The sequence below is a fragment of the Polaromonas glacialis genome, from assembly GCF_000709345.1.
Classification (GTDB): Bacteria; Pseudomonadota; Gammaproteobacteria; order Burkholderiales; family Burkholderiaceae_C; genus Polaromonas; species Polaromonas glacialis.
In genome coordinates this window covers 3,408,312-3,432,450 of the sequence record NZ_KL448323.1, presented here as the reverse complement: position 1 = coordinate 3,432,450, position 24,139 = coordinate 3,408,312, and the positions used below count along the sequence as shown (strand labels likewise).

Sequence of the window (24,139 nt, the reverse complement as noted above, 5' to 3'; positions counted from 1 at the left end):
TGGACTGGCGGGTGCAGCTGGCATCGGTGCGCCGGTTGAAGGACGCCGGCCGGGTGCGCTACGTCGGCATCACCCACTACACCGCCTCAAGCTATGCCGAAGTCGAGGCGGTGCTGCGCGCCGAAAAGCTCGATTTCCTGCAGATCAACTATGCGCTGGACGACCGGGCTGCCGCCGAACGCCTGCTGCCGCTGGCGCAGGCGCGCGGCGTGGCGGTGCTGGTCAACCAGCCGTTTGGCGGCGGCGGCCTGCTGCGGCGCCTGGCCGGCAAGCCGCTGCCCGGCTGGGCGGCGGACATCGGCTGCGCCAGCTGGGCGCAGGTGCTGCTGAAGTTCGTGCTGAGCCACCCGGCCGTGACCTGCGCCATTCCCGGCACCGGCCGGCCGGCGCACATGCTGGACAACCTGGCGGCGGGCCGGGGCGCGCTGCCGGATGCGTCGTTCTGGCGGCTGCATGGGGCTTTGCTGTTGGGGTGAGGGCTGGGCGTGGTTATGCCTGTGCTGGTGATTTATTTTTTCTTTACGCTTCGCGGTCTTGCTGGCCGGGGGGTCGCCCGGCCAGCAAAGCCACAGAAAAACACCAGCCGGCGCCCGATTCCCGCCGGCACCTCCGCTGATTGACAGCCGAGTTTTTGCGCCGGACGATTCAACACACCGACCACCCTTAACTTGCAGGCCAGCCCATGCTCAACACCTACCTCGACCACTTCCTGGCGCCCGTCGTCGTCCTGACCGGCGCTTCCAGCGGCATCGGCCATGCCACCGCCCTGGCCTTCGCGCGCCAGGGAGCGCAGCTGGTGCTGGCCGCGCGCGGTCCCGAGGCGCTGGACAAGGTGGCGGCCGAATGCGTGCTGCTCGATGCCCAGGCGCTGGCCGTGCCGACCGACGTGACCGACGCAGACGCCGTGCAGGCGCTGGCCAATGCGGCCATCGAGCGCTTTGGACGCATCGACGTCTGGATCAACAACGTCGGCATCGGCGCGGTCGGCGCGTTCGACGCCACGCCGATGGAGGCGAACGAGCGCGTGATCGCGGCCAACCTGCTCGGCCACATGAACGGCGCGCATGCGGTGCTGCCGCATTTTCGCCAACGCGGGCGCGGCACGCTGGTCAACATGATCTCGTCGGGCGGCTGGGTGCCCGCGCCTTATGCCGCTGCCTACACCGCCAGCAAGTTCGGGCTGCGCGGCTTTTCAGAGGCGCTGCGGGCCGAGCTGGCCGGCCTGCCCGACGTGCATGTCTGCGAGGTCTACCCGACCTTTGTCGACACGCCCGGCCTGTTCCACGGCGCCAACTACACCGGCAAGCGCCTGCGCCCGCCGCCGCCCGTGCTGGACCCGCGCGAGGTGGCCGCCGCCCTGGTGGCGCTCAGCCATGCGCCGCGCGACGTCACGGCGATTGGCAGCGTGGCGATTCCCGGGCGGCTGGCGCATGCCGTCGCGCCCGGCCTGACCGCCCGCCTTGCGCGCTGGCTGACCGACCGGGCGCTGGAGCGCGCCGACCCGGCGCCGATCACCAACGGCAACTTGTTCGAGCCGTCACGCGTTCACACCATCGACGGCGGCTACCGCACGCTGGCGGTGCGCGCCATGCCGGCGCTAGCGGTGGCGCTGGCCGGCGCGGTCGGGCTGGGGATGCTGTGGGCCATGCGCCCGCGCCGCAGCCGGCCTCAGGACACGCGGCGGCTGGCCGCGCGGCCCAGGCCCGCGCGCTGACCCACTGCCAAGCTCACGGCCGTTCACCAGCCGCCTGAACCCGGCCCACCCTTGAACGGCCCGACCACCTCGGGCGTGATCCAGCCGGCATAAAAACCGCCGGGCTGCGGCTGCACCTGCAAGCCGTCCACCCGGCAATCCAGGTGCTGCGGATAAAAGCCGAAATGGCCAGCCAGCGCTTCGTAAGGCGCCAGCGGATGCGGATAAGACCAGGCCACGCGGTCGAGCATGCCGCCCCCTGGCAGCCGCACCGACCAGTAGGCCGCCTGGCCCTTCCACTCGCAGTGCGAGGCGCCGTCCGCCGGCACCAGCCGGTCGGTGCAAACATCCTGCGCCGGCAGGTAAAAGCCCGGCGGGCTGGCGGTTTCCAGCAGGCGCAGCGCGCGGCGGCTGCGGGCCAGCACAAGGCCGCCGGCCCTCACGACCACTTCCCGGTTCTCAAGCACCAGCCGGGGCGGGCGCGGATAGTCCCAGACCGATTCCTGGCCCGGGCCGGCCGGCAGCGCAAAAGACGGCCGTTCGCGGCCAGTGTGCTGCCACAGGGCGGTGGCGCGGGCCAGGCGGTCGGCGTTGCTGCGGTTCATTTGAGGCTCCTGTAAAAATTGCGCGCTGGCGCCTGCGGGGTTTCGTCGCTGCCCTTCAGGAATTCCCCGGCGGGCACCCGGACCCACTTCATGCGCAGCGGGTTTCAAGCACCTGGCGCGCAGGAAAAGCACGGTGCGAGGGCGCATCTTGTTTCAACATGTCAAGTCGGGAGCACCACTTTAGGGCATCAGGCGAACCCTGTCCTGAAGAGGGTGCAGCCGGCGCGGTACGCAGTTGCCGGGGCGGGCCGGCGCGAATCAAGACCTGCGAAGGCGGCGCCGACACCTGGCAGGCGCTGCAATGGCTCCCTCAAGCTCAACAAGCGCTAACGATTTCGCCAGGAATGTCTCTGGTGCCCTGATTCTTTCAGGCCTATTCTTTTGCTTTGGCCTGAAGGCCATTTCTGCACTGAATGCATGCCATGACTGTCGAGCGGCGCCATCACGTTCAGGTAGCCGGCAGCGGTCCGGCGACCATTTTCTTTGCCCACGGCTTTGGCTGCGACCAGACCATGTGGCGGCTGGTGCAGCCGGCCTATGCCAGGCGTTTTCGCACCGTGCTTTTCGACCTGGTCGGCGCCGGCCAGTCTGACCTGTCGGCGTATGACCCGCAAAAATACGGTTCGCTGCAAGGCTATGCCGATGACGTGGTGGAACTCATCAAGCAATTCGGCCAGGGTCCGGTGACCTTCGTCGGCCATTCGGTCAGCGCCATGATCGGCCTGCTGGCCGACCTGAAGGCGCCCGGCCGCATCGCCGCCCAGGTGATGATCGGCCCGTCGCCGTGCTATCTCAACGACGGCGACTACACCGGCGGTTTTGAGCGCCAGGACATCGATGCGCTGCTCAGCACCATGGACAACAACTACCTTGTCTGGGCCAGCACGATGGCGCCGGTCATCATGGGCGCGCCCGACCGGCCCGAACTCGGCGCGGAACTCGCCAGCAGCTTTTGCCGCACCGACCCGGACATTGCCAGGCAGTTTGCCCGCGTCACCTTTTTGTCCGACCACCGCGCGCAGCTGCCCCGGCTGAAGACGCCCACGCTGATCCTGCAATGCAGCGACGACCCGATCGCCCCGGTGTCGGTGGGCCACTACATGCGCCAGGCCATGCCGCACGGCACGCTGAAGGTCATCCGGAACATCGGCCATTACCCGCATCTGAGCGAGCCCGGCGCCATCACCGACGCAATCGATGCCTTCCTGGCCAGGCAGGGGCTGGCAACGCAAAACGCCGGCCCGGCCGGGGTCACCGAAGCGCCGGACCTGCTTGATCAGGCGCCCTGCGGGCTGGCGCAGACCGATGCGCAGGGGCTGCTGCGCCGGGTCAACCTGACGTTTTGCCACTGGCTCGGCTACACCGCAGACGAGCTGGTCGGCAGGCGCAAGCTCCAGGAATTGCTGACCACGGGCTGCCGCATTTTTCACCAGACGCATTCGCTGCCCCTGCTGCAGATGCAGGGCTCGGTTTCGGAGGTGCGGGTGCAGATGCTGCGCAAGGACGGCCAGCTGCTGCCCATGCTGCTCAATGCGCGCCGGCACACGCAAGATGGCGAGGTGGTGGATGAATACGCGCTGTTCATCGCGCAGGACCGCGACAGGTATGAAAAGGAACTGGTGCAGGCGCGCACCAAGCTCGAAGCGATGGTTGCACATGCCAACGACCTGCAGGCGCAGGCCAGCGACCGGGCGATGTTTGCCGAGCAGATGGTCGGCATCGTCAGCCATGACCTGCGCAACCCGATCATGGCCATGCTGATGAGCGCCGAACTGCTGGGCAAGGGCGTCGTCACCCCCGAGCAGTCGGAGGTGCTGGCCCGCATCCTGAGGGCCGGCGACCGCGCCAGCCGCCTGATCGCCAACCTGCTGGACCTGACGCAGGCGCGGCTGGGCAGCGGCCTGTCGGTGTCGCCGCAGGCCATGGAGCTGCATGCCACGGTGGCCGGGGCGGTGCAGGAGCTGTCGCAGGTGTTTCCCGACCGGGTGCTGCACCATGTGCAGCAGGGGCCCAGCCGGTGCATCGCCGATGCCGACCGGCTGGCGCAGCTGGTCGGCAACCTGGTGTCCAACGCCATGGCCTATGGCGAGTCCGGCGCTCCGGTGCTCGTCACCTCGACCCGTGAAAAGGCATTTTTTTCCATCTCGGTGCAGAACCGGGGCCGGCCCATTCCCGCCGGCATCATGGACGGGCTGTTCGACCTCATGGTGCGCGGCTGCGACGAGGTGAACACCGGCCGCAGCGTCGGCCTGGGGCTGTTCATCGTCAGCGAGATCGCCAAGGCCCACGGGGGCACGGTGTCGGTCACCTCGACGCTGGAGGATGGAACGGTGTTTACCGTGGTGATCCCGCAAGCGCGCGCTTCTTAAGACCGTTATTGCTATTTTTTTAATAGCTGCAAACGCTTTCTGGTATTGCCAAAACACCTGATTCTGTTCAAAAAAATTGACTGTTCACGTTTCCTATTTGATCGCTGCGTTTTTTTTGGGTTTTTGGTGGTTTCTTCTGTGGTTTGAGGGGTGAGCCACCCAAAGTCCAAAAAAGAAAACGCAGCGATCAAATCGCAAGCGTTAGCAGTGACCAAAAAAAGCAAGGCCAGCGCCCTGCAATGGCAAACCACCGGCTTCGTGTCCAATACGCACGATGAACCCACCGCAAGGCACCGAGCCCCTTCCCGCCCCGAGCCTGCTTGAGCAACTGCGCGCCGGCGCGCTGGCCGGCAGCCGCCGCCTGAGCCTGTCCTGCGGGCTGGAAACCTTTCCGCCCGAGATCTTCACGCTGGCCGACACGCTGGAAATCCTCGACCTCTCCGGCAATGCGCTGAGCGCCCTGCCGCACGACCTGGCGCGGCTGCACCGGCTGCGCATCATTTTTTGCTCGAACAACCGCTTCACCGAAGTGCCGGCGGTGCTGGGCCAGTGCGCGCAGCTGGAGATGATCGGCTTTCGGGCCAACCAGATTCGCCACGTGCCGGGCGCCGCGCTGCCGCCGCGCCTTCGCGCGCTGGTGCTGACCGACAACCAGATCGACACGCTGCCGGCCGCCCTCGGCCGCTGCACGCGGCTGCAAAAACTCATGCTTGCCGGCAACCGGCTGCACGCCCTGCCGCCGGAAATGGCCGCCTGCACCCGGCTGGAGCTGCTGCGCATCGCCGCCAACCGCTTCACCGCCCTGCCCGGCTGGCTGCTGGCGCTGCCGCGCCTGGCCTGGCTGGCGTATGCCGGCAACCCGCTGTCTGACGCCGGTGAAGCCGCCGCGCTGGCCGATGCGCCGCTGGCCCGCATCGACTGGGCCAGCCTGCAGCTCGGGCCAGTGCTGGGCGAGGGCGCTTCGGGCGTGATCCGCCAGGCGCTCTGGCAGCAGGGCAGCGCGGCGCTGCCGGTGGCCGTCAAGGTGTTCAAGGGCGCGCTGACCAGCGACGGCCTGCCTGCGCATGAAATGGCAGCATGCATCGGCGCCGGCGCGCACCCCGCCCTGATTGCCGTGCATGGCCGCATCACCCATCATCCGGCAGGCAGCGACGGCCTGGTGATGGCGCTGGTGGCGCCGCACTTTGGCAACCTGGCCGCGCCGCCCAGCCTGGACACCTGCACCCGCGACGTGTATGACGCCGCGACGCGCTTCACACCCAGCGCGGCGCTGCGGCTGGCGCAGGACGTGGCGTCGGCGGCCGGCCAGCTGCATGCGCGCGGCGTCCTGCATGGCGACCTGTATGCGCACAACATCCTGTGCGCGGCGGGCGGCCAGGCGCTGCTCGGCGACTTTGGCGCGGCCTCGTTTTTTCCGCCGGACGACGCGCCGCTGGCGCTGGCCCTGCAGCGCATCGAGGCGCGGGCGTTTTCCTGCCTGCTCGAAGAACTGCTGGCCTGCTGCCCGGCGCCAGCCGGCGCGCGACAGGCGGCGCTGGCGATGCTGGCCGACCTGCAGGCCGACTGCGCACTGGAAGACACGGCCCGGCGCCCGCTGTTTTCCGACATCGTGCAGCGGCTGGCGCAGTGCCGGCAAGCCTGCTGAAACGACGAGGCAGCGCAATTCGCTCCTGAATCAATAGCTATCAGCCATCGACCCACCAGCCCGCACCCGGCAAGTTAGGGGGCAAAAAATGGCGGAGTCGACAGCGACGCGCGTAGCGCAAGCCAACCAGACCAACCAGATCAGGCAGAGCGTGAAGCTGTTGGCGAACGAGCGGTAGAACCAGCCAGCCTCCGGCATTGGCCACCGGCCACCGATCAAGGAACCCAGGGCCCAGCGAAGCGATGGCCCGACAGAGCGTTCAGCTCTAACCCGCTCCCGACCCCAGGCAACTTTCTTGGCTATGTCACTGTTAAATGTGGAAATTTTCCCAAGGCCATCGCCAAGACAGCTTGCCCAGAGTCGCCATGGTGGCTGTCCAGGGCGCGAAACCAGCCCAGGTAGTTGTCCAGATAGCCCGTGGCAACGCCGTGAAAGCGGTGCAGCCACTGTTTGAGACGGCCGTGATAGGCGTTGACATTCTGGACATGGATGGCGCCGTTGACGCGCACGCCTGCGTTCAGATTGACCGCCTCGTGCGCCAGGTGCGCGTCGTGCGCAAAGCCGCAGTAGGTCCGGTTGCCATCGCTCACCAGCAGCGCATCCTTGGCCAGCACGGGCTGCAGTGCGCCGGCCAGTGCGGCTTTTGTCATCTGCCCGCGTCCCATCACCCAGTCCAGCGTCTGTCCGGCACGGTCCCGAGCCACCAAAACGCAGACCAGTTCACCGGACAGGCCCGCTTTTCTCGCCTTGCTGCCGCGACGGCGAGGCGGGCGGTCCAGCTTGCGACAGCCCTTGCGCGACTCCAGGATATAGGTCTCGTCGGCCTCGGTAATACCTTGCAGCGTTGTCGCGCGGTCTGCCTTGAGGCCGCTGAGAAAGCGATGGCGCCAGCGCAGCGCCGTGTTTCGGTGAACCTGCAGGGCAGTAGCGGCCCGGCGAAGGGTGAGGGACGCGGCCAGGGCTTGACTAAAACCGAACCACTTGCCCTTCTTGCGCAGCCGCGCCAGCGCGGTGCCCGTCAGGGCATTGAACGTGCGGTGGCATGTCCGGCAGCGGTAGCGCTGCAACCCACTGACGTGGCCATGCCGGTAAAGCTCGCTGCCTTGGCAGTGTGGGCAGCAGCGCGGCTCAGTCGCGCTGGACGACTCAATGACGGCCAGCCCTTTTTGCTGCTCATCGAGTTCATCCAGACGCTTTTTGAGCAGTTCACGCTGGCGCAGCGTGAGCCGGGGCACCTGTTGGTTCATCAACGCATTGAAAGTCTCGGCGTTCATGGCTAACCTCCTTCACGGTTCGCTATGAACTCTACGCCTCTGGAAAAAAAATTCCACATCTAACAGTGACAGAGCCACTTTCTTTGGTGGGCTTTCTTTTTTGCCAGAAAAGAAAGTTACCCCCCGCCGGGAAGGCGCTCACCCCCCAAACCACAGAAGAAGCAAACCCAAAGCCCAAAAACAAACAAAAAAAAACGCAGGTGGAAATCCACCTGCGTTTTTAGGGAGCGAAAGCGAAAAAATTACTTTTGCGGAACGATGACGACCGTGTCGCCGCCGGTCTTGCCGGTGTCGCCCTTGCTGCCGTCAGCGCCGGTTGCGCCCGTCGCGCCGGTGTAGCCGGTGGAACCGGTGGAACCTGTCGAACCGGTGGCGCCGTCATTGCCGGTCGCACCCGTGGCGCCGGTGGCACCCGTTGGGCCGGGAACGGCAACCGTTGAACCGGTCGAGCCCGTAGAACCGGTAGCGCCCGTGGCGCCGGCCGGGCCAGCGGGGCCGGGAACCACGACGACCGGTGCGGCGGCAGGCGGCGCAACGGTGGTTTTTTCGCAGGCGGTCAGGCCGAGCATCGCAACCAGGGCGGCAAGCAGTAAAGAGTGTTTCATGGGAAGTCCTTTGAGGTGAAGAATAAGCCGCACATCAAATTCAGTGTGTGCGTTCACAGTTTTATCTTGCCGCGACATTTAACAGTCACTGACAAGCTGTAACGGTAATTTACTAAATAAGTTCCGTCTCCGGTGTAGGACGGCTTCACAAACGGCTGTCGCCTTTGGGCGGATGGCGTTTCACCGCAGCCGGCGGCAATTGCCGGCGCGCCCTGCCGGACCGGGCGTGGAAAAGCGCCTGTAGGTTTGGGCTGACGGCATCTACCCCGATGTTCTTTCAGCCTGCGCGCGGCAAACCCGCAAGATGGACGTTCATCCGGTCAACAACGCAACATGAATTCCTTCACAGCCGAAACCACGCATCTTGCCGGCGTTCCCGGCCTCGCAGGCGCAGGCGAACGCACCGGCAGCGTGCGGGTGTGCAAGGTGGTTCACCAAGTCACCGAAGCGGTGGCGGACACGCCGTGAGAACCGGTTTTTTATCAGCCCACTGATCAACCTTGATCCATTTCAGGAGTCGAGCCATGCAGACAATAGTAGGAGTTTTTGACACGGTCGACGAGGCGCGGAACGCGCGCGATGCCCTTCTGGACAGCGGTTTCGATGCCAGCGAGGTGCGCCTGCAGTCCAACCCGGCCGCGCAGGAAAGCGACACGCTGACCACGACCGACCGCACGATCACCGGCACCTCCCGGGGCAGCGAGGACGAAGGTTTCATGGCCAGCATCGGGCGCTTTTTCAGCGACCTTTTCGGCAGCGACGACACAGAGCATGCCGGCCACTATTCCGAAGCCGTTCGCCGGGGCAGCACGGTCGTGGCGGTGACGGTGTCCGACCCGGGCCGGGTCGAGGAGGCCCGCTCCATCCTGGCCGCCGCTGGCGCGGTCGATATCGACAAGCGAACCGAAAGCTGGCGCGAGGAAGGCTACGCGGGCTTCGACCCGTCGGCCCAGCCTTACCAGCCCGACCAGATCGCCGCCGAGCGCAGCCGCTACCAGAGCGCCAGCCTGCGCTCGTCCGACGATCTTCTGACACCCAACGATACCCGCGTTGACCCTGCAGACCAGGGCACGGTGCTGCCGGTGGCACGCGAGGACCTGGAAATCGGCAAGCGTGAAGTGGACCTGGGAACGGTGCGGGTGTTCCCGCGCTCCAAGACACCGCCGGTCGAGGAACAGGAGCAGTTGCGCAACACCGTGGTCGAAGTTGACAAGAGCGGCAACGCGACACTGAGCACGGCTGCGCCCGACTACCGCAGCCACTACGACGCCAACCTGGCCTCGCTGAACGGTGCCTACGAGGACTATGAGCCCGCCTACCAGTACGGCTCGTCATTGCGCGCCGACCCGCGCTATGCCAGCCGTTCCTGGGACGAGGTCGAGGCCGATGCCCGCAGCGACTGGTCCCACCGCTACCCCACCGGCGCCAGCACCTGGGAGCAGACCAAGCAGGCCGTGCGGCACGGCTGGGAATCGATGACCGGCAGGCGCTGAGCCCCTCCAGGCCAGCGGGCCTGTGAAGCCTGGCGGTCAGGTGCCCAGGCACCGGCCCGCCGGGCTTTTTCGCTTGAAACGGGCCGCATCAGCCTTACCTGTGTTTCTTTGAAAAGAAAGCGACCCCCATGCCTTCCTCGCCCGTTCTTCGCATCGAGCCGCTGGGTTTTCCGTGGCCAACGGTCGATCCTTTCCTGTTTTGCGTGTACCACGACGACGCCTATCCGCAAGGCAATGCGCAGCACGGCCCGGCGGCGTCGCTCGCGGGGCGCGACATCGGCCAGGACTTCAGCCGCAAGGACGGCTGGAGCATGTACCACGGCAGCACCGTGCCGGGCTTTCCGGCGCATCCGCACCGGGGTTTTGAAACCGTGACCATCGTGCGCAAGGGCCTGGTCGACCATTCCGATTCACTCGGCGCGACGGCGCGTTTCGGGCAGGGTGACGTGCAGTGGCTCACCGCCGGCCAGGGCGTGGTGCATTCCGAAATGTTCCCGCTGCTCGACCCGGACGGGCCGAACCCGCTGGAGCTGTTCCAGATCTGGCTAAACTTGCCGGCTTCAGCCAAAATGGCCACGCCGCACTTCACCATGTTCTGGGCGCAGGACATTCCGAAGTTCACGGCGACCGATGAAGCGGGCCGCACGACCGACGTGGCGGTCATCACCGGCCGGCTGAACGACCCGGACGCCAGCGTGGGCGCGCCCTTGCCGCCGCCGCCCGACTCCTGGGCCGCGCGGCTTGAGGCCGACGTGGCCATCTGGACGCTGCGCATGGCGCCCGGCGCTCGCTGGACGCTGCCTGCCGCCGCTGGCGAATCCACCCGTCGCCAGCTGTATTTCTTCAAGGGTGCCTCCGTCACCGTGGCCGGCCAGGCGGTGCGCCAAGCCAGCGCCATCGCCTTGCGCGCCGATGCCGCCGTCGAACTGGTCAACGGGCCCGGGGAATCCGAATTTTTGCTGCTGCAGGGCCGGCCGATTGGCGAGCCGGTGGCGCAGCATGGCCCGTTCATAATGAACACCGACGCCGAGATACGGCAGGCGTTCGCCGACTACCAGCGCACCCAATTTGGCGGCTGGCCCTGGCCGGATGCGGCGCCAGTGCATGGACGGGTGCCGGACCGGTTCGCGCGGCACCCGGGCGGCGCCGAGGAGCGGCCCGAAGCGCACGCCAGCGACCCGCTTCGGGCCCTGTCGTCGCCCAGCTGAAAAAGGTTTCAGGCTGTGCCGGACCCGCGCGCTGTCCTACTCTGGCTGGCGTTATTGGACGGCGGCGACCTTTCCCTGAAAGTGTTTCCATGGGCAAGGGAGTTTTCCTGATGGGCAGCAGCAGCTGCCACTCAAACACACAGGCGCTCTATGCAAACCTTGATTGCCTACCTGGTTGAAGACAACCCGGTCGTGCGCACCAACCTGATCGAAACCCTTGGCGAAATAGCCGCTCTGGAAATTACCGCGCATTCGGCGACCCAGAACGAAGCCAGCCAGTGGCTTGACCGCCATCCGGACTGGCACCTGGCCATCGTTGACCTGTTTTTAAAGCAGGGAAGCGGCCTGGGCGTGCTGGCCGCGTGCCAGGACCGCGCGCCTTTCCAGAAGGTCGTGCTCCTGACCAACTACGCCACGCCGGAAATCCGCAAGCGCTCGGTGGCGCTGGGGGCCGATGCGGTGTTCGACAAGTCCACCGAACTCGACCGCCTGCTGGACTTTTGCATCGAGCAGACCCGCCAGCTGGCCAGAAAACGGCCCGACGCGCCGGACTCTGGCTTCCGGCTGAACTAGATTTCAGCATCAAACAGGCTGCTTGCGCACGACTGGCATGCGCAAGCAGCTATGAATTCAGTAGCAACAACTGTCAGGCGCCATGAGGCCAGGAATTTCGCGCCAGCCGGCAGGCGGCTTCTGCATGAACAGCTGCCAGAATCCCTTCACTTATTTGTCGGGAGCAGCTTGTGAAAATTGCAATCTTGGGCGCGGGCGCATTGGGCTGCGCCATGGGCGGCGTGCTGACCGAGGCGGGCCACGAGGTGTGGCTGATCAACCGCAATGCGGACCAGGTCGAGGCGATGAACCGCCGGGGCTTGATGTTGCGCACCGGCGGCGTGGACCGCACGGTAGCGGTGCATGCGGCCACCACGGCGCAGCCGGCGGGCACGGTGGCGCTGGTGATCGTGCTGGTCAAGTCCTTTCACACCGCCGAGGCTATGCAGGCCGCCACTTCCTTGCTGGGGATTGATACGGTGGTGCTGTCGCTGCAAAACGGCCTGGGCCATGAAGACGTGCTGGCCGGCATCGTCGGCCGCGAGCGGCTGCTGGCGGGCAAGACCTATGTGGGCGGCACACAGCTGGCGCCCGGCCATGTGCTGGCCGGCACGGTGAACAAGCTGACGCTGTTGGGCGAACCGGGCGGCGGCGTGTCGCAGCGCGTGCTGCGCATCGCCGCGCTGTTCAACCAGGCCGGGCTGGACACCACGGTCAGCGAGAACATCTCGGGCGCGATCTGGGACAAGCTGCTGGTCAATGTGGCGACCGGCGCGCTGAGCGGCATCACGCGCCTGCCCTACGGGCTGCTGTACCAGTCGCCCGAACTGCAGGCCTGCGCCGTCGCGGCCGTCAGCGAGGCAATGGCCGTCGCCAGGGCCAGCGGCATCATATTGAGCATTGCCGAGCCGCTTGATGCCTGGCGCATGGCCGGCGCCGGCCTGCCGTTCGAGTTCAAGCCGTCGATGCTGCAAAGCCTGGAAAAAGGCTCGATCACCGAGATTGACTACATCAACGGCGCGGTGGTGCGCCAGGGCGAAAAGGTCGGCGTGCCGACGCCGGTCAACCAGACGCTGGTGGCCTGCATCAAAGGCATCGAGCGCGGGCTGGCGGGCTGATCCAGGCGCAGGGCGACATGCATGGCCCAGGCACCTATGGTTTGCTATTGATTCAATAGTTGGTTGTGCAGGCGCAGCTTGCGCAAAAGGCAGTTTTTGGCAACAAAATCGTAACTGCTAACGCTGCTGTTTTGATCGCTGCGGTTTCTATGTTCTTGGGCTTTGGATTTGCTTCTTCTGTGGTTTGGGGGGTGAGCGCCTTCCCGGCGCTCCAAACCCAAAAAACCAAGACAAGCAAGCAAAAGACACAGCAACCCTGCGGCAACACCCAGGCAAGGACTGACAAAGCCGTTGACCTGCAGCGAAGCAGGAAGTTAAAAAATCAAGGCCAAACAGGCCTGCCCGGCCAGCACAGCCGCCAGATAGCCGAGCGTGTAGCATTTGGCCGCGACACCGACGCCACGGCGCGGGACGGTGTGCTGACTTCGGAGCCCCAGGCATGACAGATCTTTACGCCGTTATCGGCAACCCCATTCACCAGAGCAAATCGCCCCTGATCCACGGCATGTTCGCGCAGGCCACCGGCCAGGACATGCAGTACACCGCCCTTGAAGGCCCGCTGGACGGCTTCGCCGGCGCGGTCGATGCGTTTCGCGCCGCCGGCGGGCTGGGCCTGAACATCACCACGCCATTCAAGCTCGATGCCTTTGCCTATGCGACCGAGCGCTCGGAGCGCGCCGAACTGGCCGGCGCGGCCAATGCCATGAAGTTTGACGGCGACCGGGTGCTGGCCGAGAACTTCGACGGTGTCGGCCTGGTGCGCGACGTGGTCCACAACCTGAACTGCCCGCTCAAGGGCAAACGCGTGCTGCTGCTCGGCGCGGGCGGCGCGGCGCGGGGCGCGCTGCTGCCTTTCCTGGCGCAGGAACCCGCCGAACTGGTGATTGCCAACCGCAGCCTGGACAAGGCGCAGGTACTGGTGCGCATCGCCGAAGCGTCAGGCGCCGGCCCTGTGCGCGGCTGCACCTACGCGGACCTGGCGGGGCAGGCGTTCGACGTGGTGTTCAACGCCACCTCGGCCAGCCTGCACACCGAGTTGCCGCCGGTGCCGGCCAGCGTGTTCGCGCCGGGTGCCCTGGCCTATGAACTGGCCTACGGCAAGGGGCTGACGCCGTTTTTGCGGTTCGCGCAGAACGCCGGCGTGCAGCAGCTGGCCGATGGCGTCGGTATGCTGGCCGAACAGGCCGCCGAAGCTTTTGAGTGGTGGCGCGGCGTGCGGCCCGACACCCGCGCGGTGATCGAGAAACTGACCGTTCCGCTGGTCTGAGAAACCCTTCAGGCGGGCCGGCTCCGGCGGGCTGGCGTCAAAAACCCGGCAAGCCGGGCGGGTTCAGGCCGCCGCCTTGGCGGCAAGGCGCTTGGTGCGCGCCCGGATGTTGAGCGCCTCCACCGTCAGGGAAAACAGCATGGCCACATAGACGTAAGCCTTGGGCACATGCACATCAAAGGCTTCGGCGACCAGCAGCGTGCCGACCATGGTCAGGAAAGCCAGCGCCAAAATCTTGATGGACGGGTGCGCATCGACGAACTCGCCAATCGGCTTGGCCGCGAACATCATGACGGCGACCGATGCCACGACGGCGGCCACCATGACGCTGATGTTGTCCACCATGCCGACGGCGGTGATCACCGAGTCCAGCGAAAACACGATGTCCACGATGCCGATCTGCACGATCGTTCCCCAGAACACGGTAGCGCCGGCCTTGACCTTGTCGACCCCGGCGCTGACCTCGTCGGACTCATGCGCCTCGACCTCCTGGAAAATCTCGTGCGAGGCCTTGTACAGCAGGAACAGGCCGCCGCCAAGCAGGATCAGGTCGCGTCCGCTGATTTCCTGGGCGAATACGGTGAAGATCGGCGTGGTCAGCGTCATGACCCAGGCCAGGCTGAACAGCAGCGCAATGCGCGAGACCATCGCAAAGCCCAGCCCCAGCCGGCGCGCCAGGTCGCGCTTTTCAGCCGGCAGGCGGCTCACCAGGATGCTGATGAAGATGATGTTGTCAATGCCCAGGACGATTTCAAGCGCCGCGAGCATGAAAAAGGCGATCCAGATATTCGGGTCGGAAAGAAGTTCCATGAGAATTTCGCAAAGGTAAAGCCGGCGAGTCTAATGAGATTGTGCCAATCGGGGCACCGGCACCGCCCATGAATCCACAAGCGAATCAAGGCTTATCCATGCGGCGCCATGAACCCGGCGCCGTGTACCGTGGGCTGGAGCAGCCGAAAAAAGCCGGCATGCGGGCGCCCGAGCTGCCGCCGGCTGAAATGGCCATGATTCGCAGGCAAGCTGGCCGGGCGCTTTTTCCGATGCGGCCCGTCCGCACGGGTGACGCGCGCCTGTCAATCCCTCGCAACCGATCAGGAAGGCTATGTCACTGTTAAATGTGGAAATTTTCCCAAGGCCATCGCCAAGACAGCTTGCCCAGAGTCGCCATGGTGGCTGTCCAGGGCGCGAAACCAGCCCAGGTAGTTGTCCAGATAGCCCGTGGCAACGCCGTGAAAGCGGTGCAGCCACTGTTTGAGACGGCCGTGATAGGCGTTGACATTCTGGACATGGATGGCGCCGTTGACGCGCACGCCTGCGTTCAGATTGACCGCCTCGTGCGCCAGGTGCGCGTCGTGCGCAAAGCCGCAGTAGGTCCGGTTGCCATCGCTCACCAGCAGCGCATCCTTGGCCAGCACGGGCTGCAGTGCGCCGGCCAGTGCGGCTTTTGTCATCTGCCCGCGTCCCATCACCCAGTCCAGCGTCTGTCCGGCACGGTCCCGAGCCACCAAAACGCAGACCAGTTCACCGGACAGGCCCGCTTTTCTCGCCTTGCTGCCGCGACGGCGAGGCGGGCGGTCCAGCTTGCGACAGCCCTTGCGCGACTCCAGGATATAGGTCTCGTCGGCCTCGGTAATACCTTGCAGCGTTGTCGCGCGGTCTGCCTTGAGGCCGCTGAGAAAGCGATGGCGCCAGCGCAGCGCCGTGTTTCGGTGAACCTGCAGGGCAGTAGCGGCCCGGCGAAGGGTGAGGGAGGCGGCCAGGGCTTGACTAAAACCGAACCACTTGCCCTTCTTGCGCAGCCGCGCCAGCGCGGTGCCCGTCAGGGCATTGAACGTGCGGTGGCATGTCCGGCAGCGGTAGCGCTGCAACCCACTGACGTGGCCATGCCGGTAAAGCTCGCTGCCTTGGCAGTGTGGGCAGCAGCGCGGCTCAGTCGCGCTGGACGACTCAATGACGGCCAGCCCTTTTTGCTGCTCATCGAGTTCATCCAGACGCTTTTTGAGCAGTTCACGCTGGCGCAGCGTGAGCCGGGGCACCTGTTGGTTCATCAACGCATTGAAAGTCTCGGCGTTCATGGCTAACCTCCTTCACGGTTCGCTATGAACTCTACGCCTCTGGAAAAAAAATTCCACATCTAACAGTGACAGAGCCATCAGGAAAGCCCATGAAAATCCTCACGCTCAACGGCGTCAAACTGAACATGTTCGGCGAGCGCTGAACGCACGGCCAGGCCAAAAAGCAAGGCAAACGTAAGTTTCGTGTAAGTTCAAAGATTCATGCTGCACTGCAACATGAACGCTTCTTCCTTATCCCTTCAAAATGGACTCGAAGACATCTTGGGCGACCTGCGCTTCGCTCGCAGGAAGGGAGACCTGGGCCGGCTGGCCTTGCTGACTTACTGCGAGGTCCGGCGCTGGGCGCGCCAGGCCGAGGCGCAGGAGCTGGCCAGGCATTCATCGGCGCTGGTCAGCAATTTTCCGCATGCCAGTCGCGAAGACTTTCTGGCAGCGGTTGACGCGCTGATTGCCGAACTGGAGCAGGTCCGCTGCAGCGTTGTCAGTGCGCCTGGCAGCAGGTTTTCCGACAGCCTGCACTGATGTCAATCCGCATGAGCGCGTATTCGCTGCAACCAGAAAGCAAGGTTTTTCAGAATCAAAAAGGCTGCTTTGGCATGCGCAGCCTACGCAAGCAGCTATTAATTAAATAGCAAAACCCGTCAGCCGCCCTGGCGGCGCAGCAGCCGCAGGCCGTTGGCCACCACCAGCAGGCTGGCGCCCATGTCGGCGAACACCGCCATCCACATGGTCGCGCTGCCAAACACGGCGAGCACGAAAAACACCGCCTTGATGCCCAGCGCCAGCGTGATGTTCTGCCACAGCACGGCGTGCGTTCGCCGCGACAGGCGCACCGTCTCGGCAATGCGCAGCAGGCTGTCGTTCATGATGACCACGTCGGCCGCCTCGATGGCAATGTCGGTGCCCGCGCCGCCCATGGCAAAACCGATGTCGGCCTGCGCCAGCGCCGGTGCGTCGTTGATTCCGTCGCCGGTCATGCCGGTCGGCCCGTAATCGCTTTGCAGCTGGCGGATGGCGGCCAGCTTGTCCTCTGGCAAGAGGTTGCCGCGCACGTCGTCAATGCCGGCCTGCGCGGCGATGGCCCGGGCGGTGGCGGCGTTGTCGCCGGTCAGCATCACCGTCACCACGCCCAGCGCCTTCAATTCGGCCACCGCCTGGCGCGAGCTGTCCCGGATCGTGTCGGCGACCGCAAAAAAGCCCAGCACCCCCTGCGCGCCGGCCAGCAGTGTCACCGTCCGGCCCTGCGCTTCATGCACCGCCAGCGCCGCTTCCAGCGCGGGCGAGCATTGCCCGCGCGCCTCCATCAGCCGGTGGTTGCCCAGCACGTAACTGGCGCCATCGACGCTGCCCTGAACGCCCTGCCCCGCCAGCGCGCCAAAAGCTTCAACCGCAGCAGCGCCGGCACTGCGGCTGTCGGCCAGCCCCTGGGCAATCGCCCTGGACACCGGATGGTCCGAGCGGGCCGCCAGGCGGGCGGCGATGTGGTGGACTTCAGCCTGATCAAGCCCGCCCCAGGCCTGCCAGCCGACCAGCGACGGCGCGCCCTGCGTGAGGGTGCCGGTCTTGTCGAGCGCCACGGCCTTCAGGCGGCGGGCTTCCTCCAGGTAGGTGCCGCCCTTGATCAAGATGCCGCGCCGCGCCGCCGTCGCCAGGCCGCTGACCACCGTCACCGGCGTGGACACCACCAGCGCGCACGGGCAGGCGATGACCAGCAGCACCAGCGCCTTGTACAGCGCGTCCAGCCAGGTCCAGTCGAGCAGCAGCGGCGTGAACAAGGCGACCGCCAGCGCCAGCACGAACACGGTCGGCGTGTAGACGGCGGCGAAGCGGTCGATCAGCGTCTGCGTGGGCGCGCGCTTGCCTTGCGCCTGCTCGACGGCGTGGATGATGCGCGCCAGCGTGCTGTCCTGCGCGGCCGCCGTCACCGCCAGTTCCAGCTCGCCGGTTTCGTTGATGGTGCCGCCGAACACACTGTCGCCCACGCCCTTGTCCACCGGCAGGCTTTCGCCGGTGACCGGCGCCTGGTTCACCGCGCTGGCGCCGGCCGTGACCAGCCCGTCCAGCGGAATGCGCCCGCCGGGCCTGACGCGCACGGTGGCGCCCAGCGGCACGTCATTGAGTGCCACGGTCTGCCAGTTGCCGCCGGGCTGGCGAACATCGGCTTGCTCGGGGGCCAGCGCCATCAGGCCCTTGATGGCATTGCGCGCGCGGTCCACCGCCATCGCCTCGATCAGCTCGGCGAGCGAATACAGCGCCATCACCATCGCCGCCTCGGGCCACTGGCCGATCAGGAAGGCGCCGGTCACGGCCACCGTCATCAAGGCATTGATGTTGAGCCGGCGTTTGAACAGCGCGGTGAGGCCTTTCTGGTACACCTCCAGCCCCGCCAGGTAGATGGCGGCCAGCGCCACCGCCATGCCAGCCAGCATCCACGGCAGGCCTTCGGGGGCGAAAAAACTGATCGCCTCGGCCACGCCCGCCAGCACCAGCGCGCCGACCAGCCGGGGCAGGCCCGCAGGCAGCGCGTGGCCGTCGTCATGCGCGTGGTCGTGCCCCTTGTGCGCGCCTTCATCCGCCGGGGCCGTGGCAAACGGCTGCATCTTGTAGCCCGCCTGGCCAATCGCCGCGACAGCGGCCTGCACGGCGTCATCCGGCGCGTCAATCGCGAGGGTTCGCGCCACCAGCTGGAAGTTCAGCGAACGGATGCCCTTCACCGGCTCCAAGAGGCGGCGGATATCGGCCTCTTCCACGGCGCAGTCCATCGCCGGAATGCGAAAGCGCGTGGCGCCCGAGGGCGGGGGCGCAGCAGGCGCCACGGGAATGGCGCAGGTATCGGAAGGTTTTGAGCAGCAATCGGTCATGGTTTTTTTTCCTGTGCCACCATTAAAAACCCTGAACCCACTTGAAGGTCAAGCCATGCTTGAGTCAAAACCCCTGCACCTGATCGGGAAAGCCGCCGCCCTGAGCGGCGTCAGCACCGCCAACATCCGTTTTTATGAAAAAGAAGGCCTGCTGGCGCCCGGCGCGCGCGGGGCCAACAGCTACCGCGGCTACTCCGATGGCGACATTCACCAGCTCAGGTTCATCCGGCTGTGCCGGGCGATGGACATGTCGCTCGATGAAGTGCGCACGCTGCTGCACCTCGACCTGGCGCAGAAAGCAGACTGCGCGCTAGCGAACGCCGCGCTCGAATCGCATATCGCGCATGTGGCCGAGCGGCTGGCCGAACTGCAGGCCTTGCAAGACGACTTGATCAGCCTGCGCGCGGGCTGCGACGGCAGCGGGCCGCAATGCCGCATCATGGAAGCGCTGCATGAGCGCGCCGAACACCTGCCGCGTGAAGAGCCCAGGTCGCGCGCGCATCGGCATGTTTGATGCGCCGCCGCGCCATCGCCGCGCGGCAGTCGAAAGTGCTGACGCCTAACACGCAAGGGCCGGGCTTCACCGGCAATGGCAAAACGGCCCGCCACCAGGTCGTGGTCACGATCAGCAACAAGCGCCAAAATGAGCGACCGCTACACTCGCAGACGCTGCAGCCGGACGGGGTCCTGGAAACGCTTCATGACCGCAAGCTGGCGATGGCGCGCCAAGCAAGTGCCGCTCAGCGTCCTGCAAATGCTCCTGTTTTAATAGCTTTAAGCGCCCGTTGCCATTGCGCCAACGGCCTTTTTCATAGAAAATTTCCCTGTGCAAACGATTATTTCCATTCAAAAGCTCGGCAAGGTGTATGCCTCGGGCTTTCAGGCGCTCAAGTCGGTGGACCTGACGATCCGGCGCGGCGAGATTTTTGCGCTGCTGGGCCCCAACGGCGCTGGCAAGACCACGCTGATCAACATCGTTTGCGGCATCGTCAGGCCGAGTTCGGGCAGCGTGACGGCCGACGGGCACGACATTGTTCGCGACTACCGTGCGGCGCGCGCCAAGATCGGGCTGGTGCCGCAGGAGCTTTCGACCGACTCGTTTGAAACCGTCTGGTCCACCGTCAGCTTCAGCCGCGGGCTGTTTGGCAAGCCGCCGAACCCGGCGCACATTGAAAAGGTGTTGCGCGACCTGTCGCTGTGGGACAAGAAGGACAGCAAGATCATGACGCTGTCGGGCGGCATGAAGCGCCGGGTGCTGATTGCCAAGGCGCTCTCGCACGAGCCGCGGATATTGTTTCTCGACGAACCCACCGCCGGTGTCGATGTCGAATTGCGCCAGGGCATGTGGCAGATGGTGCGCAACCTGCGCGAAAGCGGCGTCACCATCATTTTGACCACGCATTACATCGAGGAAGCCGAGGAAATGGCAGACCGCATCGGCGTCATCAGCAAGGGCGAGTTGATCGTGGTGGAAGACAAGGCGGTGCTGATGCGCAAACTCGGCAAGAAGCAGCTCACGCTGCAACTGCGGTCGCCGCTGCCAACCCTTCCCGAGGCACTGGCCGGCCTGCCGCTGGAGCTGACTGAGGGCGGCCAGGCGCTGGTCTACACCTTCGACACCCAGCAGGAGGAAACCGGCATCGGGGACCTGCTCAAGCGGCTCGCCGGCCTGGGCATCGACTTCAAGGACCTGCATTCGAGCGAGAGTTCGCTGGAAGACATTTTTGTCAGCCTGGTCCATGCGGGAAAGCCGGCCCCGCCGCTGGTCATCGACAACAACCAAAACAACACCAAGGAGATCGCATGAACTGGCACGCCATCCGGGCTATCTACCGGTTTGAAATTGCGCGCACCTTCCGCACGCTGACGCAGTCAATCGCCGCGCCGGTCATCTCGACCTCGCTGTATTTTGTCGTTTTCGGCGCCGCCATCGGCTCGCGCATGGGCGACATCGACGGCATCAGCTACGGCGCCTTCATCATTCCCGGCCTGGTCATGCTGTCGCTGCTCAATGAGAGCATTTCCAACGCCGCCTTCGGCATCTACATGCCCAAGTGGTCGGGCACGATTTACGAGCTGCTGTCCGCGCCGGTGTCGTCCATGGAGGTGGTGATGGGCTATGTGGGCGCGGCGGCGAGCAAGTCGGTGCTGCTGGGCCTGTTGATCCTGGCGACGGCGCGCCTGTTTGTGCCCTACAGCATTGCGCACCCGTTCTGGATGCTGTGCTTTTTGCTGCTGACCGCCGTGACCTTCAGCCTGTTCGGTTTCATCATCGGGCTGTGGGCGGACAACTTCCAGAAGCTGCAGATCGTACCGCTGATGGTCGTCACGCCGCTGACCTTTCTGGGCGGCGCGTTTTACTCGATCAACATGCTGCCGCCGGTGTGGCAAAAAATCGCGCTGTTCAACCCGGTGGTCTACCTGATCAGCGGCTTCCGCTGGAGTTTTTATGGCGTTGCCGATGTCAACGTGGGCGTCAGCGTGGCCGCCATCCTGGGGTTTCTGACGCTTTGCCTGGTGGCGATTGCGTGGATTTTCCGTTCGGGATGGAAGTTGAAGGCCTGAGGCTGCGGGCAGCCGCACCCTCGCGCAGGTCGAGGCGGCCGCTCCAGTACGTCAGCGCCAGCGCGCCCAGCACCACCAGCGCGCCTATCCACGGCGTATGCATCACGCCCAGATGCGTCACCACCAGTCCGCCGGCCCAGGCCGCAAAGGCGATGCCCAGGTTGAAAGCGGCGATGTTCAGGCCCGAGGCCACATCGACCGCCTGCGGCGTGTGGCGCTCGGCCTGGCGCACCACGTAGACCTGCAGGCCCGGCACGTTGCCGAAGGCCACGGCGCCCCACAGCAGCACGGTGGCCACCGCCAGCCAGGGATGCGGCGCGGTGAAGTTGAACACCATCAGCACGGCGGCCAGCAGCGCAAAGATGATCTTCAGCGCGGCAATCGGCCCCTTGCTATCGGCCAGCCGGCCGCCCCAGATATTGCCGGCGGCCACCGACACGCCGTAGACCAGCATCACCCAGCCGATGGCGCCGGCGCCAAAGCCCGACTGCTGCAGGATGGGCGCCAGAAACGTGAACGGAATGAAAGAGCCGCCGTAGCCGACCGCCGTGGTCACATAGACCAGCAGCAGGCGCGGCTGGGCCAGCACCTTGAACTGCTGCGCCAGCGACGCGGGCGGCGTGTGTTTGAGGCTGCGCGGGATGAAGATCAGGCTGACCGCAAAGGCGATGGCGCCCAGCGCCGACACGGCCAGAAAGGTTTCGCGCCAGCCGAAATGCTGGCCGATGAAGGTGCCCAGCGGAACGCCGGTGACCAGCGCCACGGTCAGGCCGGTGAACATGATGCTATGCCGCCGCGCCCACGCTGAGCGCCTCCAGCGGCGAAACCATGCGCCAGCTGGCGCTGGCCGGCATGGGCATTGTCTGCCTGGCCGACTTCATGACCGAAACCGACCGCCAGCGCGGCGACCTGGTGCAGGTGCTGGCGCGCGAGACGGTAGACCTGCGCCAGCCGGTCAACGCGGTGTATTACCGCAACACCGCGCTGTCGTCGCGCATCACGGCCTTCCTGGATTTCATCGCGGCGCAGATGCCGCCTTGAAACCGCGCCCCGCGTCCACTACAGTGCGGCCATGCACACGACACTTTTTCCCTGGCGGCTGGTTCTACTGGCGCTGCTGGCGTCCGCCCTGGCCTTCGGCGCCGGCGCGCAACAGGCGCCGCCCCGCATCCAGCCCGACAGCGGCCCATGGGACAGCGGCGCGGGTTTTGACTTTGACCTGGGCAAGAAAAAAATCAAAAAAACCCGCCAGTCCGTCAGCGGCATCGCCTGCAACCTCGACGCCAGCCAGCGGCGCTTTTGCCTCGTCGTTTTTGACGAAGGCGCGCAGGCGCGCTACGCGCAGATCGGCAACAAGGCATTGACCATCGATGCCGAGCCGGTGGTGCTGCGCGACACGGCCGACGAACTCGATGCCGAAGGCGCGGCCACGGACGGGCGTTATTTCTACGTCACCGGCTCGCACTCGGCCAAGCGCGGCGACTGCGCCAGCAACCCCGGCAGCCGCCATGTACTGCGCTTGCGGCTGGACCCGGCCACCGGCCGCGCCTTGCGGTCCCCTGGCGGCAGCGCGCTGGCGGACCGTGCCGACACCGGGCGGCTGTGGGCCATCATGCAGGCGCAGCCCGGGCTGGCGCCGCATGTGGGCGAACGCAAATGCCTGGGTTCCGAACCACCCGAGGAAGCGCCAGCGCTGGCCGGCCAGCAAGGCGTGAACATCGAGGGCCTGGCGGCGCAGGGCGGGCGGCTGTACTTTGGCTTTCGCGGCCCGGTGCTGAAAGACACGGCGCTGGTACTGGCGGTCGATGCCGATGCGCTGTTCGACGCACAGGCCGCGCGCGACCCGAAAGCGACGGTGACGCGCCTGGCGCTGGGCGCCAACCGGGGCATTCGCGACATGGTCGCTGTCAAGACCGGGTTCCTGCTGCTGGCCGGGCCCGACGACAGCCGCGCCAGCCAGGGCGCGGGCTGGACGGTGGCCTGGTGGGACGGCAAGGCCGACGCAGGCCGCGTGGTGCAGCCCAAAATCCTGGCGGCGCTGGACCTGAGCCGCGTCAAGCTGCGCAAGTGCGACAAGGAAACCAAGCCCGAGGCCATGATGGTGCTGGAAGAAACGCCTGCGGCCTACCGGCTTTTGGTGCTGTCGGACGGCATGTGCGACGGCGGGCCGCTGGCGTTCACGGTGGCGCGCTGAGGGGCCGGCGCTCCTGAAAACATAGCTATACGCGCTCGTCCGCATTGCGCAAACAGCCAATTTAGTTGCGAAAATCGTTACTGCTCAGTGCCCTCGAAGCGCTTCATTTTCTCTTTTGTCATTGCGGGCCTGACCCGCAACCCATGTCCCTGTGTCCCCATGTCCGATGACAGCGCCCAGCAGAAGTCATGGATCCCGGGTCTGGCCCGGGATGACAGCGGGGGGTGGGCTGTCTATATTCATGTTTCATGTGAGAGCGCGGCGTTGACCACGGCTTCATCCAGAACCGCAAAGCGCGTGTTGTGCCGGTCGGTCAGCGGGCCGCCGCCCGGAATGAGCTGGCCGTCCGCGTCATGGCCAATGGCCTTGAAATTCCACACATTGCCAATCAGCTTGAGGTTGCCGACGCACTCGCCCTGGCTGGACAGCACACGCACCACCTGGTCATTCACGGGGTGCAGGGTCAGTTTGTTCATCATTTTTTCCTTGCATGCGCAGCGCATGGAACGATCATAAGAAGGCTTGTGAAACTGGGGGAAGGGCAAGCGTATCAACCACTGCAGGGCCTCTGAATAGGCGTTTGGCTGTCCCGGGCTGCTCGCTGTGCCTGCAAAG

General features: G+C 65.6%; 23 protein-coding genes and 3 pseudogenes. 18 read left to right on the top strand and 8 right to left on the bottom strand.

Annotated features, from left to right (window positions below):
* Window positions 1–476: aldo/keto reductase (locus EC86_RS29985; protein WP_232229923.1), on the top strand; the 476-nt coding region annotated here is incomplete at its 5' end.
* A 206-nt stretch (window positions 477–682) separates the two neighbouring features.
* The gene (locus EC86_RS0116885) at window positions 683–1,714 is read left to right on the top strand and encodes an SDR family oxidoreductase (RefSeq protein ID WP_051676012.1); all 1,032 of its coding nucleotides are present in this window, start codon (window positions 683–685) and stop codon (window positions 1,712–1,714) included.
* Between the two features lie 23 nt (window positions 1,715–1,737).
* Here EC86_RS0116885 and EC86_RS0116880 read toward each other — a convergent pair whose 3' ends face one another.
* Window positions 1,738–2,298 (bottom strand): DUF427 domain-containing protein, encoded by a 561-nt coding sequence (locus EC86_RS0116880; RefSeq protein ID WP_084181402.1) that lies wholly within the window; start codon window positions 2,296–2,298, stop codon window positions 1,738–1,740.
* 422 nt (window positions 2,299–2,720) lie between these two features.
* Between EC86_RS0116880 and EC86_RS29980 the strand changes: the two are divergent.
* The 3 genes and pseudogenes from EC86_RS29980 to EC86_RS0116860 all read left to right on the top strand — a co-directional run.
* A pseudogene (locus EC86_RS29980) lies at window positions 2,721–3,518 on the top strand (alpha/beta fold hydrolase); the annotation flags it as partial.
* Complete coding sequence (locus EC86_RS0116865; RefSeq protein ID WP_408633928.1) at window positions 3,492–4,667, top strand: PAS domain-containing sensor histidine kinase; 1,176 nt, start codon at window positions 3,492–3,494, stop codon at window positions 4,665–4,667. The pseudogene EC86_RS29980 and the gene EC86_RS0116865, both read left to right, overlap by 27 nt.
* 274 nt (window positions 4,668–4,941) lie before the next feature.
* Window positions 4,942–6,312 (top strand): leucine-rich repeat-containing protein kinase family protein, encoded by a 1,371-nt coding sequence (locus EC86_RS0116860; protein ID WP_051676010.1) that lies wholly within the window; start codon window positions 4,942–4,944, stop codon window positions 6,310–6,312.
* Window positions 6,313–6,611: 299 nt separating this feature from the next.
* On the opposite strand, the gene EC86_RS0116855 is transcribed toward EC86_RS0116860, so the two are convergent.
* On the bottom strand, window positions 6,612–7,586 hold the full coding sequence (locus tag EC86_RS0116855; protein ID WP_029524292.1) for an IS1595 family transposase: 975 nt from the start codon (window positions 7,584–7,586) through the stop codon (window positions 6,612–6,614).
* 242 nt (window positions 7,587–7,828) lie between these two features.
* Window positions 7,829–8,191 (bottom strand): hypothetical protein, encoded by a 363-nt coding sequence (locus EC86_RS0116850; RefSeq protein WP_029526957.1) that lies wholly within the window; start codon window positions 8,189–8,191, stop codon window positions 7,829–7,831.
* 333 nt (window positions 8,192–8,524) lie between these two features.
* Here EC86_RS0116850 and EC86_RS30405 point away from each other — a divergent pair, with 333 nt between their 5' ends.
* The 7 genes from EC86_RS30405 (at window position 8,525) to aroE (ending at window position 13,829) form a co-directional block, all read left to right on the top strand.
* Window positions 8,525–8,659: a hypothetical protein gene (locus tag EC86_RS30405; RefSeq protein ID WP_269635726.1), complete on the top strand. Its 135-nt coding sequence runs from the start codon at window positions 8,525–8,527 to the stop codon at window positions 8,657–8,659.
* A gap of 56 nt (window positions 8,660–8,715) precedes the next feature.
* Entirely contained in the window at window positions 8,716–9,684 is a 969-nt protein-coding gene (locus EC86_RS27130; protein ID WP_051676009.1) for a hypothetical protein, read from the top strand.
* A 128-nt stretch (window positions 9,685–9,812) separates the two neighbouring features.
* Entirely contained in the window at window positions 9,813–10,892 is a 1,080-nt protein-coding gene (locus EC86_RS0116835; RefSeq protein ID WP_029526954.1) for a pirin family protein, read from the top strand.
* Between the two features lie 150 nt (window positions 10,893–11,042).
* On the top strand, window positions 11,043–11,465 hold the full coding sequence (locus tag EC86_RS0116830) for a response regulator (protein WP_029526952.1): 423 nt from the start codon (window positions 11,043–11,045) through the stop codon (window positions 11,463–11,465).
* A 170-nt stretch (window positions 11,466–11,635) separates the two neighbouring features.
* Window positions 11,636–12,562 (top strand): ketopantoate reductase family protein, encoded by a 927-nt coding sequence (locus tag EC86_RS0116820; RefSeq protein WP_029526950.1) that lies wholly within the window; start codon window positions 11,636–11,638, stop codon window positions 12,560–12,562.
* Between the two features lie 59 nt (window positions 12,563–12,621).
* Window positions 12,622–13,005: a hypothetical protein gene (locus tag EC86_RS0116815; protein WP_029526948.1), complete on the top strand. Its 384-nt coding sequence runs from the start codon at window positions 12,622–12,624 to the stop codon at window positions 13,003–13,005.
* Window positions 13,002–13,829 (top strand): shikimate dehydrogenase, encoded by an 828-nt coding sequence (gene aroE / locus EC86_RS0116810; protein ID WP_029526947.1) that lies wholly within the window; start codon window positions 13,002–13,004, stop codon window positions 13,827–13,829. The genes EC86_RS0116815 and aroE overlap by 4 nt, the downstream gene beginning before the upstream one ends.
* A gap of 63 nt (window positions 13,830–13,892) precedes the next feature.
* Here aroE and EC86_RS0116805 read toward each other — a convergent pair whose 3' ends face one another.
* Together EC86_RS0116805 and EC86_RS0116800 are read right to left on the bottom strand one after the other, a co-directional pair.
* Window positions 13,893–14,639 carry a TerC family protein gene (locus EC86_RS0116805; protein ID WP_029526946.1) on the bottom strand — a complete coding sequence of 249 codons (747 nt, stop codon included), beginning with the start codon at window positions 14,637–14,639 and terminating at the stop codon, window positions 13,893–13,895.
* A 290-nt stretch (window positions 14,640–14,929) separates the two neighbouring features.
* A complete protein-coding gene (locus EC86_RS0116800; protein WP_029524292.1) occupies window positions 14,930–15,904 on the bottom strand; it encodes an IS1595 family transposase in 975 nt (324 codons plus the stop codon).
* A 216-nt stretch (window positions 15,905–16,120) separates the two neighbouring features.
* Between EC86_RS0116800 and EC86_RS0116795 the strand changes: the two genes are divergently transcribed.
* Window positions 16,121–16,426 (top strand): hypothetical protein, encoded by a 306-nt coding sequence (locus EC86_RS0116795; RefSeq protein WP_156955343.1) that lies wholly within the window; start codon window positions 16,121–16,123, stop codon window positions 16,424–16,426.
* Window positions 16,427–16,545: 119 nt separating this feature from the next.
* On the opposite strand, the gene EC86_RS0116790 is transcribed toward EC86_RS0116795, so the two are convergent.
* Window positions 16,546–18,765 (bottom strand): heavy metal translocating P-type ATPase, encoded by a 2,220-nt coding sequence (locus EC86_RS0116790; RefSeq protein ID WP_029526941.1) that lies wholly within the window; start codon window positions 18,763–18,765, stop codon window positions 16,546–16,548.
* A 55-nt stretch (window positions 18,766–18,820) separates the two neighbouring features.
* Here EC86_RS0116790 and EC86_RS0116785 point away from each other — a divergent pair, with 55 nt between their 5' ends.
* The 3 genes from EC86_RS0116785 to EC86_RS0116775 all read left to right on the top strand — a co-directional run bounded on the left by EC86_RS0116785 (window position 18,821) and on the right by EC86_RS0116775 (window position 21,330).
* Window positions 18,821–19,279 (top strand): MerR family transcriptional regulator, encoded by a 459-nt coding sequence (locus EC86_RS0116785; protein ID WP_029526940.1) that lies wholly within the window; start codon window positions 18,821–18,823, stop codon window positions 19,277–19,279.
* 312 nt (window positions 19,280–19,591) lie between these two features.
* Window positions 19,592–20,572: an ABC transporter ATP-binding protein gene (locus EC86_RS0116780; RefSeq protein WP_051676007.1), complete on the top strand. Its 981-nt coding sequence runs from the start codon at window positions 19,592–19,594 to the stop codon at window positions 20,570–20,572.
* Window positions 20,569–21,330, top strand: coding sequence for an ABC transporter permease (locus tag EC86_RS0116775; protein ID WP_029526938.1), 762 nt, complete (start codon window positions 20,569–20,571; stop codon window positions 21,328–21,330). The genes EC86_RS0116780 and EC86_RS0116775 overlap by 4 nt, the downstream gene beginning before the upstream one ends.
* Here the strand turns inward: EC86_RS0116775 and EC86_RS0116770 are convergent.
* Window positions 21,323–22,117 (bottom strand): annotated as a pseudogene (locus EC86_RS0116770) (MFS transporter); the annotation flags it as partial. The gene EC86_RS0116775 and the pseudogene EC86_RS0116770 sit on opposite strands and share 8 nt — an antisense overlap.
* A gap of 5 nt (window positions 22,118–22,122) precedes the next feature.
* Between EC86_RS0116770 and EC86_RS0116765 the strand changes: the two are divergent.
* Window positions 22,123–22,371, top strand: a pseudogene (locus tag EC86_RS0116765) (LysR substrate-binding domain-containing protein); the annotation flags it as partial.
* A gap of 31 nt (window positions 22,372–22,402) precedes the next feature.
* Complete coding sequence (locus EC86_RS0116760; RefSeq protein WP_029526934.1) at window positions 22,403–23,524, top strand: DUF3616 domain-containing protein; 1,122 nt, start codon at window positions 22,403–22,405, stop codon at window positions 23,522–23,524.
* Window positions 23,525–23,763: 239 nt separating this feature from the next.
* Here EC86_RS0116760 and EC86_RS0116755 read toward each other — a convergent pair whose 3' ends face one another.
* Window positions 23,764–24,000, bottom strand: coding sequence for a hypothetical protein (locus EC86_RS0116755; protein WP_051676186.1), 237 nt, complete (start codon window positions 23,998–24,000; stop codon window positions 23,764–23,766).
* Window positions 24,001–24,139: the final 139 nt, after the last annotated feature.